The 19,263-nt window shown below is 35.4% G+C and carries 11 protein-coding genes; 6 read left to right on the plus strand and 5 right to left on the minus strand.

Features of this window, described 5'->3' with window-relative positions; genetic code table 11:
* Window positions 1-293: 293 nt before the first annotated feature.
* The gene (katG, locus tag MYP_RS15460) at window positions 294-2,567 is read right to left on the minus strand and encodes a catalase/peroxidase HPI (protein ID WP_370568882.1); all 2,274 of its coding nucleotides are present in this window, start codon (window positions 2,565-2,567) and stop codon (window positions 294-296) included.
* Between the two features lie 491 nt (window positions 2,568-3,058).
* Here katG and MYP_RS15465 point away from each other — a divergent pair, with 491 nt between their 5' ends.
* Both MYP_RS15465 and MYP_RS15470 read left to right on the plus strand, forming a co-directional pair.
* A complete protein-coding gene (locus MYP_RS15465) occupies window positions 3,059-3,805 on the plus strand; it encodes an OBAP family protein (RefSeq protein ID WP_045465066.1) in 747 nt (248 codons plus the stop codon).
* Window positions 3,806-4,256: 451 nt separating this feature from the next.
* Window positions 4,257-6,329 carry a cellulase family glycosylhydrolase gene (locus MYP_RS15470; protein WP_197060098.1) on the plus strand — a complete coding sequence of 691 codons (2,073 nt, stop codon included), beginning with the start codon at window positions 4,257-4,259 and terminating at the stop codon, window positions 6,327-6,329.
* A gap of 209 nt (window positions 6,330-6,538) precedes the next feature.
* Here the strand turns inward: MYP_RS15470 and MYP_RS15475 are convergent, their stop codons facing one another.
* A complete protein-coding gene (locus MYP_RS15475; protein WP_052430252.1) occupies window positions 6,539-7,165 on the minus strand; it encodes an HAD family hydrolase in 627 nt (208 codons plus the stop codon).
* A gap of 90 nt (window positions 7,166-7,255) precedes the next feature.
* The gene (locus tag MYP_RS15480) at window positions 7,256-7,597 is read right to left on the minus strand and encodes a hypothetical protein (RefSeq protein ID WP_045465070.1); all 342 of its coding nucleotides are present in this window, start codon (window positions 7,595-7,597) and stop codon (window positions 7,256-7,258) included.
* 434 nt (window positions 7,598-8,031) lie between these two features.
* Between MYP_RS15480 and MYP_RS15485 the strand changes: the two genes are divergently transcribed.
* The 3 genes from MYP_RS15485 to MYP_RS15495 all read left to right on the plus strand — a co-directional run bounded on the left by MYP_RS15485 (window position 8,032) and on the right by MYP_RS15495 (window position 13,383).
* On the plus strand, window positions 8,032-10,239 hold the full coding sequence (locus MYP_RS15485) for a M6 family metalloprotease domain-containing protein (protein ID WP_052430253.1): 2,208 nt from the start codon (window positions 8,032-8,034) through the stop codon (window positions 10,237-10,239).
* A 222-nt stretch (window positions 10,240-10,461) separates the two neighbouring features.
* Window positions 10,462-11,055, plus strand: coding sequence for a dihydrofolate reductase family protein (locus MYP_RS15490; protein ID WP_045465072.1), 594 nt, complete (start codon window positions 10,462-10,464; stop codon window positions 11,053-11,055).
* Window positions 11,056-11,349: 294 nt separating this feature from the next.
* Window positions 11,350-13,383 carry an amino acid permease gene (locus tag MYP_RS15495; RefSeq protein WP_045465074.1) on the plus strand — a complete coding sequence of 678 codons (2,034 nt, stop codon included), beginning with the start codon at window positions 11,350-11,352 and terminating at the stop codon, window positions 13,381-13,383.
* Window positions 13,384-13,724: 341 nt separating this feature from the next.
* Here MYP_RS15495 and MYP_RS25195 read toward each other — a convergent pair whose 3' ends face one another.
* Together MYP_RS25195 and MYP_RS25200 are read right to left on the minus strand one after the other, a co-directional pair.
* A complete protein-coding gene (locus MYP_RS25195; protein ID WP_052430254.1) occupies window positions 13,725-14,399 on the minus strand; it encodes a hypothetical protein in 675 nt (224 codons plus the stop codon).
* Between the two features lie 562 nt (window positions 14,400-14,961).
* Complete coding sequence (locus MYP_RS25200; RefSeq protein WP_052430255.1) at window positions 14,962-15,756, minus strand: hypothetical protein; 795 nt, start codon at window positions 15,754-15,756, stop codon at window positions 14,962-14,964.
* Between the two features lie 610 nt (window positions 15,757-16,366).
* Between MYP_RS25200 and MYP_RS15520 the strand changes: the two genes are divergently transcribed.
* Window positions 16,367-19,261 carry a sensor histidine kinase gene (locus tag MYP_RS15520; protein WP_045465078.1) on the plus strand — a complete coding sequence of 965 codons (2,895 nt, stop codon included), beginning with the start codon at window positions 16,367-16,369 and terminating at the stop codon, window positions 19,259-19,261.
* Window positions 19,262-19,263 lie beyond the last annotated feature (2 nt).

Genomic DNA, 19,263 nt, shown 5'->3' on the forward strand with positions numbered 1-19,263 from the left:
AAATTTATTTATCTAATGGTACAGTCTTGTATTTTCTTGACCTAAGTTAGAAATTGCTATATGTGGATTCCTTTTACAAGGTGATTATTATTAAAAAATAATTATATACCCTTAGTTTTAAAAAAAGCACTAGTGGTGATACAAGGATTTTGTAAACAATAATAAAATTCAACAAGGGTAGCCAATTGTGAATATCAATTTTAAAATAAACAACAAAAGCCTATACAATTAGCACAGGCTTTTGTTCTAACTATTTGGAATTGATTGAAAATTTTCTGACAAAAACTCAATGTTTATTTTACATCGAAACGATCCAGATTCATTACTTTAGTCCATGCTGTTACGAAGTCTTTTACAAACTTTTCTTTGGCATCAGAACTTCCATATACTTCAGCCAAAGCTCTTAATTCAGAGTTTGAGCCAAAGATCAAATCTGCACGGGTTGCTGTCCATTTTACTTTTCCAGATGCTCTGTCACGTACTTCAAATTCTTCTTTTGTATCTGAAGTGGCTTTCCACTCATTGTTCATATCTAACAGATTCACAAAGAAGTCATTTGTTAATACTCCCGGATTAGAGGTAAATATCCCATGCTTAGAATGGTTGTAGTTGGCATTCAATGCACGCATACCACCGACCAGTACAGTCATTTCAGGAGCTGTCAGCGTAAGCAATTGTGCTTTATCAACTAATAGTTCTTCTGTTGATAAAGTATATTTTGTTTTGTAATAATTGCGGAATCCGTCTGCCATTGGCTCCAGTACTGCTATTGATGCTGGATCTGTTTGCTCCTGAGTAGCATCCATACGACCAGGTGTAAATGGAACTTTAACAGAATATCCAGCTTTCCTAGCCGCATCTTCCACTGCTGCAGAACCTCCTAATACAATAAGATCAGCAATAGAAACTTTTTTATCTCCTGATTTTGCGTTAAAGTTCCTTTGAATTTCCTCAAGTTTGGTTAAGACCTTGTTCAATTGCTCAGGATTATTAACTTCCCAGTTTCTTTGAGGAGCAAGGCAAATACGAGCACCATTAGCACCACCTTTTCTGTCAGAATGACGATAAGTAGAAGCAGATGCCCATGCTGTTGAAACCAATTCTTCTGTTGTAAGGCCTGATTTCAGGATGGTAGCTTTTAGTTCTGCTATATCTTTATCATTCACTACTTTGTGATTAAGAGTCGGAATTGGATCTTGCCATAAAAATTCATCCTTAGGAATTTCGGGCCCAAGGTACGTTATTTTAGGTCCCATGTCACGATGTGTTAATTTAAACCATGCACGTGCAAATGCCGCATCAAACTGATCAGGGTGATCCAGGAAGTTCTTGGAAATCTTTCCATAAATCGAATCAAAGCGTAATGAAAGGTCTGTTGTAAGCATCGTAGGTTTATGCTTTTTATCCTTATCAAAAGCATCCGGAACCATTACTTTCGGATCTTTAGCGACCCACTGGTGTGCACCACCTGGACTTTTAGTTAACTCCCATTCATTCTCAAATAAGCTTTTAAAAAATCCATGACTCCATTTGGTAGGAGTGGTAGTCCATGTTACTTCCAGTCCGGAGGTAATAGCGTCTTTTCCTTTTCCTGTACCGTGTTTACTTTTCCATCCAAGACCTTGTTCTTCTATATCTGCTGCTTCAGGCTCGGGACCTAAATTAGAGCCGCTTGCTGCACCATGTGTTTTGCCAAGAGTATGTCCACCTGCTATTAGCGCAACAGTTTCCTCGTCGTTCATTCCCATTCGTCCGAAAGTCTCACGAATATCTTTTGCAGCAGCTATTGGATCAGGGTTTCCGTTAGGACCTTCGGGGTTTACATAGATAAGTCCCATTTGCACGGCTGCCAAAGGTTTTTCCAGCTTACGTCCATCGCTATAACGCTTATCATCCAGCATCTTTTCTTCAGCACCCCAATATACATTGCTTGCAGGTTCCCATACATCTTCTCTTCCGCCACCAAAGCCAATTGTCTTAAATCCCATTGATTCTAAAGAGACATTTCCAGTAAGGATCATTAAGTCTGCCCACGAAATCTTATTACCGTACTTCTGTTTGATTGGCCATAATAATCTTCTTGCTTTATCAAGGTTAGCATTATCAGGCCAGCTGTTCAACGGAGCAAATCTTTGTTGTCCTTCACGGGTTCCTCCACGACCATCACCTGTGCGGTAAGTACCAGCACTGTGCCATGCCATCCTAATAAATAAAGGTCCATAATTTCCATAATCTGCTGGCCACCAATCCTGCGATGTCGTTAATACTTCACGGATATCGTTCTTTAATGCTTCATAATCCAGGCTGTTGAATGCTTGTTTATAATTAAAATCTTTACCCATTGGGTCAGATTTAGAGGAGTGTTGTCTAAGTACACTTAAATCCAATTGGTTAGGCCACCAGTCCTTATTGGTTTTGCCATTGTTACCAACGCTGAGGCCACCGGATTTTCCCTTACTACCAAAATGAAAAGGACATCCACCTTTTTCGGTACCTTCATTGTTTACTTCCTTCTTACCATCATTACATGCTGAAAAGAGTGCGACCAAACCGGCTACTAAAAGCATTTTCTTCATAATAAATAAATTTTTACCTGGTAAATAATACGGTACAAACTTATTGGAAAGTTTCAATAGTGTGAAATTATATTTATTTATATTGCGATAGATAAAATCTATTTGTAAAGTAGTTTAGAATGAGTATTGTATTTGTATTTAGAGAAGCTTTAGCGTAAGGTATAGCAATAATTTGTTGATTAAGATTTATTTCACATGGAGCTTTTAACTACTTCAATAATTTTTTGAATTGATTTTAATTTGAGTAGCTTAAAAATGAATCAATATAATTTGTCAAATAGAGAAGTTAATTAGGAGAATTTAATTCATATTATTTTAATGAGGCTTTATTGTTTAAGAGGAGGGTAAATGAAAAATAACCCAACCCGTTCTAAGTATTCCTGATTTTAAGCTGAATTAAATATAAATATAGATCCGAATTAAGAAGAAAGAGTATTAAACAAAGCAAGATATTGGATGTTATGCTCGTCTAATTAAAAGATATGGTTAAAATTTTAATGCATTTCTCCATTATAGCTCTAGGGCTCTTATCAGGTTGCGGAGGCAAAAATACGGAGCCATATGTTAAAGAGCCTGGTGCTGAGGATTCATCAAAAAAAGATGTATTGGAAACCGGAGCTGAGGTAATGCAAAATAAGGCTCCGATTAATGCTATTAATCTTTATTTGGATGGATTTCACTTCTACAACGGAAATATGAAAGGACAGATGGAAGCGCACCATTTCTGTACTGTTCTTAATGAAGATGTTACTCAATGTATCATATATGATGGAAATGTAAAAGATGCTCATATCATGGGGGTAGAGTATATCATTTCTGAGAAACTTTTTAAAAGCTTACCGGAAGATGAAAAGAAACTCTGGCATAGTCATAATCATGAAGTAAAATCCGGAACACTGATAGCACCAGGAATACCCGAATTGGCAGAGCATGAGTTAATGGAAAAGCTTATATCTACTTATGGAAAGACCTGGCATACCTGGCATACAGATCAGGATAAAGAATTGCCTTATGGGTCGCCTCAACTTATGATGGGATTTACCAAAGATGGACAGCTTGAAGATTCACTTCTAGCAAAAAGAGATAAAAATTTTAAAATTTCGACAGAAGAAAAAAGAAAGAACAGAGCTGATATACCTAATCATAAAATTTTGCCCGGAGCCGATTCGTGGCAAGATGGAAAGGTGTTACAATTATCTTCCTTAACGAAGCATGAACACAAGCATTGAATTAACTAATAAACCTTATTGTAAAATCCTATTTTAAAAGGCTAAATTCTTATTTTTTTTAAATGCCGAGTCTAAGCTTGTTAAAATTGCTACTTACTCCAGAAAGTATGGTCTCTAACTTCATTTAATAAAATGTGTTTATACATTCGGCTAATAGAGAATGGATTGTATCTTATTCATCTTCTTGCAGTTGCAATCATTGTCAGAATAAATCATGATTTTTTATTTTAATTAATTTTTTAATTCCGGTGTGACTTTTTATAAACTTCCTTGTACAAAAGAAAAAGTGAAATGGATGAATCTTTACACTATTTAAATACCTCGATTTGAATTCGAAATATAATCAATGATTATTGAACATCTGCATTCTTTACATGCAGTGATAGGTATTAAATATTATTAAGGTTGGGACAATCTATAGGAAAAGCATTAATCAAACATGAATAAACTTATGAAAAAACTACTAAAAACTTTTTTTCTGATTTTTGTGCCAATGCTCTCAATGGCCCAGGGGTTTACAACTAATAATGTTAATGGCAATCTTATAGATGCTTGTGGAAATAACTTTATTATGAAGGGGATGAATGTCCCTCTTGCATGGTACGTCAATGATGTAAATGCTAGTATAGGCGCACTTAAGAACAATACCAGGTCCAATTGTCTTCGCATTGTGGTACAAACAAATACTTCGGATAATGCATGGCAAACGACTGTTGTGAACTGTATAAAAAATAAGATCATTCCAATGGTAGAGTTACATGATGTTACAGGTAGCACAGATCCAGCACGCTTAAAGGCGATGGGTGATTTCTGGGCGGGAAAAGCATCATTTTTTAATAATACCAATTTCAATGGTGTGAATATTAAGAAACATATCCTGATTAATCTGGCAAACGAATGGGGGACCTGGCAAACGGCTAACAATAAGAATACTGTATGGAGAGATGCAGTAATAAATGCCATCAAGCCAATGAGAGATGCTGGTATTACCACTACCATTGTTATAGATGCAGTTGGATACGGACAAGATATTGACGATGCCTATAATATCAGGACTTATGCTAAGGATATTCAGAGGGTTGATAATGGCTATCTTGGTGGGCCCAACAATAGCACACAGAAGGCAAATCTCTTATTTTCCATACATATGTATTGTGAATGGAGAAAAGGAGGAGACAACATCGCCATAGTTAATACGATCAAAAGTTCGGGTATTCCTGTTATTGTCGGTGAGTTTGGATATCAGCATGCTACTGATGGCTCATGCGATATTGACGAACAAGCAATTCTTGATATTTGTCAATCGGGAGGAGTAGGATGGCTGGCATGGTCACAAAAGGGAAATGGTGGAGGAGTAGAATATCTTGATTTGTGTCATGATTGGGCTTGTACCAGCTTATCCAACTGGGGAAATACAGTTGTTAACGGAAGAAACGGCACTAAGACTGCTGTGGAGTGTGCAGTATTTTCAAATACAAATTGTACAAGTTCCTGTACAACTCCAGCGCCAGTTGTAACTGCATCCCTAACATACTGTCAGAATTCTCCTTCTACAGCTCTTACAGCAACAGGAACTGCTTTAAAATGGTATACTGAGGCCACCGCAGGTACTGCAAGTACTTCTGCTCCTGTTCCAAGCACTGCCGTTGCTGGAATTTCATATTATTATGTTTCCCAGACCTTAAATGGATGTGAAGGGCCAAGGGCAGCTATTGTGGTTAATGTTAATCCATTGCCTGCTATAGAATCTTATATGTCGGTAAATGGATCAGCCTGGAAGGCACAAGGTGAAGCTACTTTATGTGAGGGAGGAAGTCTTGGAATAGGACCTCATCCATATGATGTCTCTACTGGTTGGTCATGGACTGGGCCTGGTGGTTTTACCTCTTCTTTACGAGAAATAACATTTACAGATATTAAACCAGCTCAGTCAGGAACGTATAATGTTAGCTATACGGATGCCAATAGTTGCCGCAGCAGTCTGTCGATACCTGTAACAGTACAGGCAAAACCTACCATCATATTTACCTTACCTTCAGATAATTCTGTTATTACAACCAATCCGGCTGATATTGATATCGAAGTTTCAGTGACAGGGAATAACATTAACAATGTACAATTTCTGAATGGAACAACATTGCTGGGGCAAGATGCCTCAGCACCTTATAGATTCATCTGGATTAATGTAGCTAATGGTTCTTATTCCATCACAGCAAGAGCTACTGATGCCAACAACTGTAATAATTCAGAAACTGTAAGTTTTACGGTAAACAATGTAATAACTTCATTGGAAGAAGGTGGATATAGTAATAAATCAATTTGTTATCCTAATCCTTTTCATCATAGGTTTACCATTAGTCCTGGAGCAGAAATTGAATTTGCCATTATGGATGTTATGGGTAATGTAAAGGAGCAAGGAATCGCAAGCAGCAAAGTTCAAGTTGGAGAATCTTTAATTCCAGGTATATATTTCCTTAAAATAATTAACTCCGAAGAAAATATGATAAAGATTATCAAAGAGTAAAGTTTTATTAGAGAGTAGAGACGCCATGCCTGGCGTCTCTCTTTCCATAAAGACCAGCAGTAATGAATCAGATTAAAGGTGTCTGATTGGATATTTTAATTTTTAATATTATTCCTTCAGAGTTTTAGAAATAAAAATTCCATTTTCATCAGACTACAGTTCCGCATGATGAACGTTAATAAATAGGTTATAAGGTAATGTAAAAGTATCTAGATAAACCTGGTAAGCTCTCCAAAATCCGTTATGATAGTAAGATCATTCCTATCAAGATTCTGGTTAATTTTATTATAAATGACTGCATCGACTCCTAACTCTATTGCTGCTTGTATTTCTGAATTAGGATCATCTCCTATAACCAATACTTTTTCAGGGAGGTAATCATTTCGAAGAAGTATATCTTTAAAAATGTCTTTTTGGGTTTTCGATGAGGTCTGTGGGTCAACAATATGAATCTCTTCAAAGTCCTCTTTTATATGTAGTTGCTTCACCTTGCTTTGTTGAAGTTTAGTAAAGCCAGTATTAACTAAATATTTTTTAACAGTCATATGCATTACTTTGACATAATCTTCAAATGGCTTTATTTCCTTTTCATAGGTGAGATCTTTCAGCAAAGTTATACATTTATTGGTTAATGCTTCACTGAAGTTAAACTCAGTCGCAACTTTCTGAAATGGCTTACTCAATATTTCCTGCTTGATGGGTTTGATATCTTTAAACTCACCACTTTCGGCAATTATCAGAAACAAGTTTTTGAATACTTCTTCTCCAATAGAGTTTGCCGGATAGATTGTATTATCTAAATCTAATATGATTGCTTTCTTTTTCGTCTTTACCATACAGAGTTCAGTAATCCTTTCATTAACATTTTTAAAGAAATTAAAGGTTTAGGGAAATTTTAAAAATGTTACCTTATTATGAACGGTCTGTTATTCTTCTCCTGCAAAAATACTTAGTATAGAATTGACTTTATCAGAATCTGATGATTCAACGAGATACATTAATGAGCCATTGTTTCCCCATCTGACAGAACCTTTTATAAAGTTTGCATTGATAATATGGTCTGCATCTCCATAAGATTCAGTAAAAATTATAGTGATGGTTAGTGTCTTGTCATTGTTGCTTAGTTTCGCTGCATCCACAATCCTTGTTGATTGTTTCAATGATTTCCAATCAAAAGAGACCACTTCCAATTCCTCATTTAATGAGTTTAAAAATGCTTCTGCTCTGACTTTGTCGGGATGATTGATATTCAATGTAGTTCTATTCATTCTATTTCATTTAGCACAAAAACAAATTAGTTGATTAAAATTTCAACGTTTTATGGTAATCTTAGTTGAGACTTGTGTGAGTTTTTTAATTTCAATTAGGTGTAAATAGCTGTAAAACAAATTCTAGCAATTATAGGATAACCTTCAGGAGTTTATCTAGCAATTAATTGATAACATTTTTTTAGTAGTGTAACATTGGTTACCAATCATAAATATTTTACCTGATATCTTAGCTTAAGATAAAGCAGTTATACAGATTTTTCTTCATGTTTATCTGTTTTATTACCGGTTAATAAGGCAATCATAAATATAAAGTAATCTACTGGCAAAGACTTTTATAAGTCCAAATAGCTATTGCTTTGTCATGTCATACAATGATAGCTTAAATATAAGATGAGTTATCTGAATCTATTTAACCAAAAAAACTTAAATTTATGAAAAAGTATCTTAACTGTATACGCAGTCTCATCTCTATACTGCTGATTGGGACATTTGTACATTTTGCTGATGCTGCTCCTTACAGAGGCGATCAGTTTATATTTAAACAACCAGACGGATCAACAATACAAGTAAAAGTCTGGGGTGATGAATATTATCAACGTATAGAAAGCCTGGATGGCTATACCCTGACTAAAGATAATGCTGGATGGTTTACCTATGCCTTACTTTCTGAAGATCATCAAAAACTTATCAGCACTGGTATAATATATACCGGCACTGATATAGATGTTGCCAGAAGGAATGCCGGAGATAAAGCTTCCAAGCTGCCTACTGTAAAGGGGTTAGAACTCAGTATTCAGGCAATCAGAAAGATAAGATCTGAAAGTACCGCCATATATGGACAGAAGAGTTCTTCATTAAGAACATCAGGTGTACAGCCAGGAGATTTTCTCCAGTTATCTGGAAATGTAAAAGGATTAGCTTTGCTTATTGACTTTCCTGATGAGCCTGCAACAATTCCTGCAGCAACGATGGCGAATCTCTTTAATCAAAATGGTTTTACAGGATTTGGCAACAATGGCTCTATAAGAGATTATTTTTATGAAATTTCAGGTGGTAAACTTGTGTATACTAATCAGGTTCTTGGCTATTACAGATCTACTAAGCCAAAGAGCTATTATATGGATGTAAATAATCATAACGTACAAGAGTTACTTCATGAGGTACTCGCATGGGCAGATTCTCAATTAGACTTTTCGACCCTTACAACAAATAACGGAGAAATACTTGCTGTTAATTTCCTTTATACGGGATATGCTCCATGGAAAACAGGTATTTGGCCACATAAGGGAGGAGTTGAATTTTACGCAGATGGTGTTCACACTGGAGAATATCAGATTACCAATATTGATGCCTCTCCAACAATTGCTACTCTATGTCATGAAAACGGTCACATGCTATTTAACTGGCCTGACTTCTATGATACAGATTATAACTCCTACGGACTAGGGGATTACTGCCTGATGGCATATCAGGGAAGTGCTACCAATCCCGTTTACCCAAATGCTTATTTGAGAATGAGCGTTGGCTGGGAGAATCCTTTATCACTTAATGGCCAGACAGGAAGCGTTACCGTAAATTCAAATGCTCTTACTTCTTATATTTATACTAATCCGGATAACAGCGATGAACTGTTTGTAATAGAGGCACGAATAAAAACAGGCAGACATGCAGCCCTTCGTGATGAAGGACTAGTAATCTGGCATGTAGACCTTTCAGGAAGAAACTACAGACCACAAATGACACCTGAAAGTCATTACCAGATTTCTATTGAGCAGGCTGATGGAGCATTTGATCTTGAAAACTATGTAAACGGTGGAGATGCATCTGATTTGTTTGACGCAAGCAGTAATTCAACCTTTAATGCTACATCTTTTCCAAACTCCAACTGGTGGGATGGAAGTCCTTCAGGATTGAATATTACAAACATCAGTGCAATCGGTTCGACAATGACCTTTGAGCTTGGCTCTTCTTCAGCAACTGCCTGCAGGTTTGGAACCCCTTTATCAACTTCTCTTCCTACCATTTACTATTCTCAATACAACAGAGTAGATGTTGTAGGTAGTGGAGGACCGAACCTGAACAATATGAAGTATTTTGCTGTGAACTGGGATGCTGTCAACAATGGATTATACAATTTTGTAATAGAAACCTTTAACGGAATACCTTCTTATTATCTTGATCTCAAATTGTACAGCACAGCTACATTTAATACTGTGGCTCCTAAAGTGACTATATCGGGTTCAAATGTTCCAAGACTTGACGGTACTTATTATGTGGGACGTCATAACGGAAACTTTGTGATGTCTGAAGTATCCGGATTATTTACACTTTACTTCAGCAACGGGTCTTCAGCTCCTGTCTGTCCAAGTTCATCCAAAGTTGCTTATATGGACGAACTGCCTGAAACAGATCTTGCACCTAACCCTGCAAATGATTATGTAGAGCTCTCTTCAGATGTTGATTTGTCAGGTGTTGAAATAAAGATCGTCAATGAACTGGGAAGTGAAGTTGTTGTACCTTATTCATTTAATAAAAAATCTATTGCTTTTGACGTAAGCAATGTAAAGGCCGGTTATTATTTCGTTTCTCTTAAAATAGGAGAAAATCATGTAACAAAGCGACTTGCAGTTATTAAATAATCCTAGTAACTGATTAGTTGATAAAGCCTCTGTATAGGTTGTTGATCTATGCAGGGGCTTTTTACATTATAGAAATTCTTTTTAGCTAAACTAATATTACAATTGTTTATTAGCCATTAAAATTTTCGCAAAATATACTGCATTAAATTGATCGTTTTTAACAAAACTATAATGTAACAAAATCAAATTTAAAAAGGTTATTCTGCAATTAATTATATTAATATGAGAAAAATAATTGTTTCATCATTCATTACATTGGATGGAGTAATGCAGGCTCCGGGAAGTCCGGAGGAAGATACTTCTGGTGATTTCACATATGGAGGCTGGACAGCACCTTTTGATGATGAAGTTTCTGCTGACATCATGAAAAAACAGATGCAACCTACAGATATCCTCCTGGGCAGAAAAACATTTGAGATATTTGAGGCATATTGGCCACAGCGTGCTGATTATTGGCCAGGTATCAATGATGTCAAAAAATATGTTTTGAGTAATACTATTAAAAAGTCAGACTGGAAGAACTCAGTATTCCTCACAAGCCTTTTGGATATTAAAAAGCTGAAAGATTCAGATGGAGGAGCTATTATTGTGTGGGGCAGCAGTGAGCTTATTCAACTGCTATTAAAGAATGATCTGGTAGATGAGCTATGGCTTAAAATATTCCCTGTGACTCTTGGTAATGGAAAAAAGCTGTTTGGATGTGGAACTATTCCTGCAGCGTTTTTTTTAACTGAAATTGTGGTTACTTCAAATGGAGTTATTATTGCAAGTTACAGAAGGGGAGGAGAAGTTAAGACAGGTACAGTTGGAGGGTAAAGAAAATATATGGTAAAAGTCAAAGAGTGAATGTAGCAATATATTGAAATTTATTGGTGAGGATGGATACCTTTTAAAAGTACCATTTTTAATGAAAGAAGTAGTTTTAAAGTTCAGTGACTATCCTATTCTTAATCATTTTTTCCTTTACTATTTTTACTAAATCAAGAATTGCATTAATTATTATCAATAAGATTTACCTTTTTAGGTAAGAGTTCACTTTTGATTATAATTTTGGAATTCAAAACCTTTTTATAAATTTTTCAGGTAAATTTCAACATTAACTCTATTATCATGTTTCTACCTGAATTCAAAACATTTGAGGTGGAACAAGAAAAAATTTCCTTTTTAAAAAAACTTAAGCAATTATTAATCGGAAGTGCGAGAAACACCAGCGACAGTTCTTTTTTCCAACATACAACACTTATTTCATTTTTAGCCTGGGTAGGTCTTGGAGCTGATTCATTATCATCATCTTCTTATGGCCCTCCTGAGGCATTTATTATACTAAACCAGCACCATCATTTAGGCCTTATTGTGGCTCTGATGAGCTCTATTACTATTTTTATAGTTTGTTCCGGCTATAATTTAATCATCGACTTATTTCCCAAAGGAGGAGGTGGATATTTTGTTGCAGGTAAATTATTATCTCCAAAATTAGGGATGGTTTCAGGATGTGCTTTAATTCTGGACTATGTACTTACCATTACAATATCGATTGCCAGTGGCACAGATGCTATATTCAGCCTTTTCCCCGGAAAATATTCCGAAATAAAATTACCCTTTAGCTTTGCAATGATATTTTTTTTTATTCTTATAAATCTTAGAGGGATAAAGGAGTCGATAAAACTTTTACTACCCATTTTTCTTTTATTTTTAACCACACATGTAATCGCAATTACATATTCACTGATTTCCCACTTTGGGAACTTAGGTGATATTTTAGATGAGGTTTTAATTGATTTCAAATCCAGCAAATCTCAATTGGGTACCTATGGCTTGATTTTTTTAATCTTAAAAGCTTTCACTATGGGAGCTGGAACTTTTACTGGAATTGAGGCGGTGAGTAATGGAATGCCAGTATTAAGAGAACCAAAAGCGTCAACAGCAAAGAAAACTATGGCTTACATGGCATTTTCCCTTGCTTTTATGGTTTTAGGATTAATGATCTCTTATTTATTATTTCATATTGAACCTGAACAGAACAAGACTTTAAATGCGGTACTATATGGAGAGATTACCAAAGACTGGACACTATTCGGTCCCTCTTTTGTCATAGTCATACTTCTTTCAGAATCCTGTCTGTTATTTGTAGCAGCCCAAACCGGATTTCTTGATGGCCCAAGAGTGCTTGCGAACATGGCTACAGACAAATGGTTTCCTACCAGCTTTGCAATGCTTAGCGATAGATTTGTAATTCAAAAGGGAATTATCCTTATGGGTATTTTGTCTGGCTTAATCATGGCTATTAGTCATCAATCCGTTAAATTTCTTGTTATCCTGTACAGCATAAATGTATTTATAACGTTCACTCTTTCTCAGTTAGGGATGTCTAAACATTGGTGGAAACAAAGAAAGATAGGTGATAAATGGTTAAAAAAGTTCTTTATAAATGGTTCTAGCTTCATTGTATGTGGCTTTATACTTATAATGGTTATTATTCTTAAATTCCATGAAGGAGGCTGGATTACTCTACTGATCACTTTTATATTTATTTTATTGGCTTTAACTATAAGAAATCATTACGATAGGATAGAAAGGAAATTAAGAAAACTTGATGCAATTGTTCCTATAGCTGAACTAGAAATAAAAAAAATATTTAAAAATATAAAATCCCCAAATTATAGTTTTGAATATATTCCAAAGTCATCAAATAAGACTGCTGTCCTATTTGTAAATGGCTTTAATGGCTTAGGGATATCCTCTCTCTTATATTTACTAAAGCTTTTTGATGCCCATTTTAAAAATATCGTGTTTGTTGAAATAGGAATTTTAAATACGCGGACACTACTAAATGAACAAGTCGTTCATAACCTTGATGAAGAAGTTAAATCAGATTTAAAACACTACGTTCATCTGGTAAACAAATTCGGATTTGAAGGAGGAGCGATAAGAACTTTAGGAACAGATGTTACCGTGGAAGCTGAGAAAATTGCCTCCACCATACTTGAGAAATATTCTAATTGTATTTTTTTTGGTGGCCAGATATTATTTTCTGATAATAAAACTTTTTCAAAATACTTACATAATTACGCAGCCTTTTCTTTACAAAGAAGATTTTATGAAAAGGGTCTACCATTTATAATTTTACCAATAGATATCACTTAAGTTACAAATACATTTATTTAATTGCTTGTCCTTATATACTGAAAACTATTAGTTGCAATCAACCACAATGAGATCATTAGAAGGACGATTATATTAAGATCATTAATTTTTTGTTAATCAGTTAAAGTTATTTTATTAAAAAGTGCGGTAAGACCGCACTTTTTTAATTTATGTTTTTCAAAATCATCTGATGCCTTATTAATCAGAGCGGATGAGCAGTATTGATTCCTTCCTGATCCTTTCTTTCTGATGTTTCTCAAATCCTTATAACGAACAACTATCAAACCACAAAGGATTAGCATGTTGAAAATAATAGTGTTTACAATAAAGGCTATAGGTTACTATTCAGAATCATCTTTCTGCTCCTGATCGGAAGATTCCTGGAGAAGCTTTCTCAACTCCGTCATTTCCTCATCGCTCAACTGATCTTCTTCACCACCAGGCTTGCGATTCAGGGCGCCTTCCAGTCCTCTTCCAAGGCCCCCGGTAAGGTTGCTAAGAATTTCCGGATTTCTATCCAAAAGACCAACAACGTCTCCGACAATTTCCCGAACCTTTTCCAACCTCACTTTAAGCATTGCCTGCACACGCACATTGTTTATCTGCAGGTTTACCTCTTCAATACCTACATCGGCTCCAATTTGTAGTTCCAGCAGGTCTAGAACTTTGGCATGCAGATCTACGTGTGCATGTACATTTTTCACGACCAGTCCAATGTGGTCGACTCCCACATTCGGTACAGAAAGCATCACGTCAGGGTCGCGATTGGAACCCAACCAGTCTTCGGGTTGGGCATTCGCCACTGGTTGCAGAGTGGCTGTGGTATCTGGTGCTTCCGGTTTGTCTGAAGGACGCACTTGCTGATGCGGTCTTTGCTGGCCATCTGATTTTTCGGGTTTATCAGATTTTTCACCATTGTATTTCTCTGCAGATTCTTTCTCTTGTTTGACCTCATTTTGATCCTTCACCTGATGCTGCTCTTCTTCTTTCTCTTTATTCTTACTTATACCAAACATACACTGATCTCCTTATTTTATCTCCACAGAATAAATCACCTTTTTTATTTTACAGGTAGTACTTACTATTCACAACAAATTGTAATAAGCAATGTTCCTTTTGCAGCAATAGCAAAAAGTTGAAAGTCGAAAGTTTAAAGTTTAAAGAAAAGGACTGTCTATATGTGAATACAGGTCAGTCGATCAATACAAAAAAGTTTAAAGCGAAAAGCATAAAGCTGAGTAAAAGAAAAGGTATAAAAGTTTTAAATAAAGAAAAAAACTGACTTATGAATGCAGGTTAGTAGATCAACTCAACAAAAGTTGAAAGTAAAAAAAGTATAAAAGTAGAAAGTATAAAAACTTTAGGCTTTTAACTTTCTACTTTAAACTTATCAAAGAGTTCATTCACTTGTATTTTTAAACTTAACTTTAATTACCGCCTACTTCCTGCTTTTAAGAAAGAAAGACCGGGATCTTCGTTAAATAGGAGGGACTAGAGTTAGACTGTGCTGATCAGTATTTCAATTGTTAACTGCAATAAGATAAATTAAAGATAAAACGTTATACAATGATTCTTATATTATTCAGTATCATTATTCTGCTCGTCAGATTCTTGTTCTTGTTGCTTGTCTGATTCCTGGTTATTGCTCGATTCTATTTTTTTGCTGGATTCTGGATTTTTATTAGATTCTTTTTTCTTTTCTGATTGTTGTAGCAGTTTCCTCAGTCTGTCTTTCTCCTGGCTGCTCAATTGATTTTCTGAGCCTGGCTTACGTGCAAGGGCTCCTTCAAGTCCTCTGCCAAGGCCTCCGGTTAAGTCGCTAAGGATTTCCGGATGGTGGTCAAGTAAACCAACAACATCTCCTACGATATCTTTTACCTTCTCCAATTTTACCTTCAGCATCGCCTGTACACGTACGTTGTCGATCTGTAGGTCTACTTCTTCAATTCCTACATCAGCACCTACATGAAGCTGTACCAGGTCAAGAACTTTGGCATTCAAATCGACGTGGGCATGCAGGTTCTTTACGTTTAATCCGATATGGTCAATCCCCAAATTAGGTACTGACAACATTACGTCAGGATCTCGATTGGAACCCAACCAGTCCTCAGGTTCGGCATTTGCCACTGGTTGCAGAGTAGCTGTAGTGTCTGGTGCTTCCGGTTTGTCCGATGGACGGACTTTCTGGAGCGGTCTGTCCTGACTATCTGTATGCTGGGATTTATCAGTTTTTGCTACATTGTCTTTATCTTTCGTCTCCTTTTTTTGCTCAACCTCGTTTCGATCCTTTACCTGCTGCTGTTCTCCATTTTTTTCTTTATTCTTATCAATTCCAAACATATGCTCGATCTCCTTATTTTTATCTTCACCCAATAAATCACCTTATTTTATAAAATAAGTAGTATCTATATTCACAACAATTTGTATATAGCAATGTTCCTTTTCCTGCTATTCATTTACAGCCCTAGGGAAATGAATCTTTCAATGCATAGATTAAAGAAGAGATTTAGGTATAACCATTTAGTAGAATTCCAGAAAACGTTTCAAATAGAAAAATCAAGAGGTTGTTAATAACGCGTAAAATAACTTTTATTTTATTAATTTCCCCCACTGCTAATACTGTATAAGTTCTTTTGCAGACTCTTTCTGATGCTCTTTTTTCCTCAATAAGATCACATAATAATGTATTTATTACTTTGGTAAGAGTATTGACCAAATTAAAGAAAGATTGACTTATACAAATTAATTTGATTTCTAATTCTGATAATTAGCAATTTTGAATTATAGTAAAATAAGATTAGCTTTTATTTAAATTCCTCATATATTCTTTTAGAGATAATTTTTACCAGTTTAAATTATTAATCTGAAGAGAAACCTTACTTAGTCTTTTATTGTATAATGTTTTCCATATTAAGAAAATCCCTTAATTTCTTATTGTTTTGCGTTTTAAAGTTTAGCCTTTCGGACGAAAAAAAGATTTCTTTTGCGAGCTGTTTTAATTCTCTGTTCAGTTTTACTTATTACATTCTGGTCATATGCACAATACCCCCAGTATATTGCATATGATAATGAAAGCAGTTTGCCTTCTAATGAAGTTTATAGTATCCTTCAGGATCAGAATGGTTTCATTTGGATCGGCTGCGGTGCAGGTTTGTATAAGTTTAACGGCATCAGATATATTCCTTATCGGTCAGACTTACAAAAGTCTCGTTCGATTACAGGTTTAACATTATCTTCATCTGGCACCCTTTATTGCTTCAATTTTAAATCTCAAACATTTTATATAGAAGGAGATAGTCTTAAAGAATTAGTCAATCCAGGACTCGTTGATATCATCAATCTAACCTCTGATGCCAAGGGTAATATATATGCAAGCCATTTGGATGGAATCTCCTCATATAATGAAAAGAATAAGGAGTGGAAACTTATTTATCAATCAGATAAAACTTCTAAACAGGATAAGAATCGCCCTGTAGCCAAAGCATCCAGAATATCTAATCAAGGTGAACTCTTTTTTATTAGCCCGGAAGGTATTGGTAAACAAAATTACACTGGTGTACACTTATTTGAGCATCCATATTTTAATACAGCATCTCCCAGAAAACATGATCTGGTAGTCTATAATGATACGCTGTGGATATTTTCCAAGGATGGTAATATCATATATCTGTATGCAGGCGATACTTTGGAAATATTGCGCTCAAAAAAAATACGTTCTCTTCTCTATAATAGAAAAATCAATGCTGTAAGAGCATTGGACGATGGGAAATTATGGATATGTACATATAAGGGATTAATCAGCTACGATTTAAGAAAGGATTCATCTGCTCTATATTATCCTGAAATTGCATTTTCAGATTGTATACGGGATAGGGATGGAAATTATTGGTTTACTACACTACAAGAAGGGATATTGAGAGTTCCTAATCTAAGCTTTCTTGTGTGGAACAAGGAGTACGGCTTATTCTCAAATGATAGGTTGTCAAAGATTGTAACTGATAAAAATTACATCTATTTTACTTCAACAAGTGGAATGCTGGGAAAGCTAAACGTATTTAACCATACATTAAAAACCTATAACACTGGCATTAGCGCTGATATTCAAAGTCTGGATTTCGATTTTAATGAACGAACACTTTGGTTCAATCAAAACAATCACATGTTTGGACTAAAGGATGAAAAACTAAAATCAAGCATAAGCCAGGTTGAAGCTATTAAAGTCAGATACAGAATAGGTGAAGATATATTCCTTGCTAGTTCACATGGAACCTATTTAAACAATATACTTCTTAATAACTCCTGGGCAAGAGATATTGTGCATGCCAAAAATGCTGGACAAATATGGGTAGCATCAAATGATGGTTTGCTGCAACTTGATAAAAATAGAAGAAAATGGGCAGTGAATGATACTCTATTAGCTGGACATCAGATAATAGCGATAGATGCCGACACTTTACATCAACAACTTTTTCTTATTACTTTTAACGGATCAGTCTTCCAAGTTGATAAAGACAAGTTAGTCGATTCCATAGCACATTTGCCTCAGGGGGTATTGGCAGTAAAAATTAAATATTACGAAAATTGTTTGTATGTTGCCACGAACCAGGGACTATGGTCATTTGATTTAAACATTCTTAAATGGAAAAGCCTTAATGTACTATCAGGAATCGCATCAGATAATATTCAGGATCTTTTAATAGTCAACAATATCATTTGGCTTTGCACTGGTAAAGGGCTTCAAATGATGCCCATTGAGGAAAGAAATGACAGAATCGAAGCATCAGCAAAAGTATATCTACAAAAAGTTATTATAGATGAGGAGGTTACTTCAAATTATTTAAATCTGAAGTTAAAATTCGGACAGCCACTTGTCTTATATCCGGAAGCAGTTTTGTACAGGTGTCAGGGAAAATTTCAGTATGCCTATCGCATAAAGAATATTGACACATCCTGGGTAATCCTCCCTGGAAACATTGATAAAATTGAATTACAGAATATTCCTTCCGGATCATTTATTGTAGAACTGAAAGTGCTTGATTGTTTTGATGGGAACTCATCAGAGCATATAGTTCTTCAAGGGTATATAAACCCGCCTTTCTGGAGAACATGGTGGTTTACATTGCTACTGCTTCTTATTTTTTCTATAGGAGCAATACTATTTTTGAAATACAGAATACAACAACTTAAACGTCGGCAACAGAAGGAAATTGAGCGCATACATCTTGAAAATGAATTGCGTGTTGCTCAGCAGAGCGCCCTTATAGCTCAGATGAATCCGCACTTCATATTTAATGTACTAAACTCAATCAAAAGTTATATTTATCGGAATGACAAAGAAAAGGCATTAATCTATCTGGATGATTTTTCTCATCTGGTGCGTACTGTATTAGAAATGAGTAGTGTTCAATATACATCGCTTGGGAACGAATTGAAAATCTTACGGCTCTATATAGATTTAGAAGCGATGATGGTGGCAGAAGATTTTACCTGTTTGTTTAATGTTGACGAAACCCTTGATTTGAATCACTTGAAGTTTCCAACTTTGCTTTTACAACCCTTTATAGAAAACTCTTTCAAGCATGGCTTCAGGGCAAAAAAAGGAACTAAAAGACTAACCCTTTCAGTAAGGGAAACTGAAAATGATACGCTTCTGATTCAAATATCAGATAACGGGATAGGTCGAAAGAAAGCAGAAGAGCTTAAAAGTCAAAACCAATATAAAAAGCAATCATTTGCTACCAGCGCCATTCAGCATCGAATAGATTTGATTAACAGAGAAGGGGTTTTGAAAATAAATGTAGAAACTGAAGATTTACAGGATAAAGATGGAAGTGCGATGGGAACTAATATAAACATAACCTTAATGTACAAACAATAATA

The sequence above is a fragment of the Sporocytophaga myxococcoides genome (genome assembly GCF_000775915.1).
Taxonomy (GTDB): Bacteria; Bacteroidota; Bacteroidia; order Cytophagales; family Cytophagaceae; genus Sporocytophaga; species Sporocytophaga myxococcoides_A.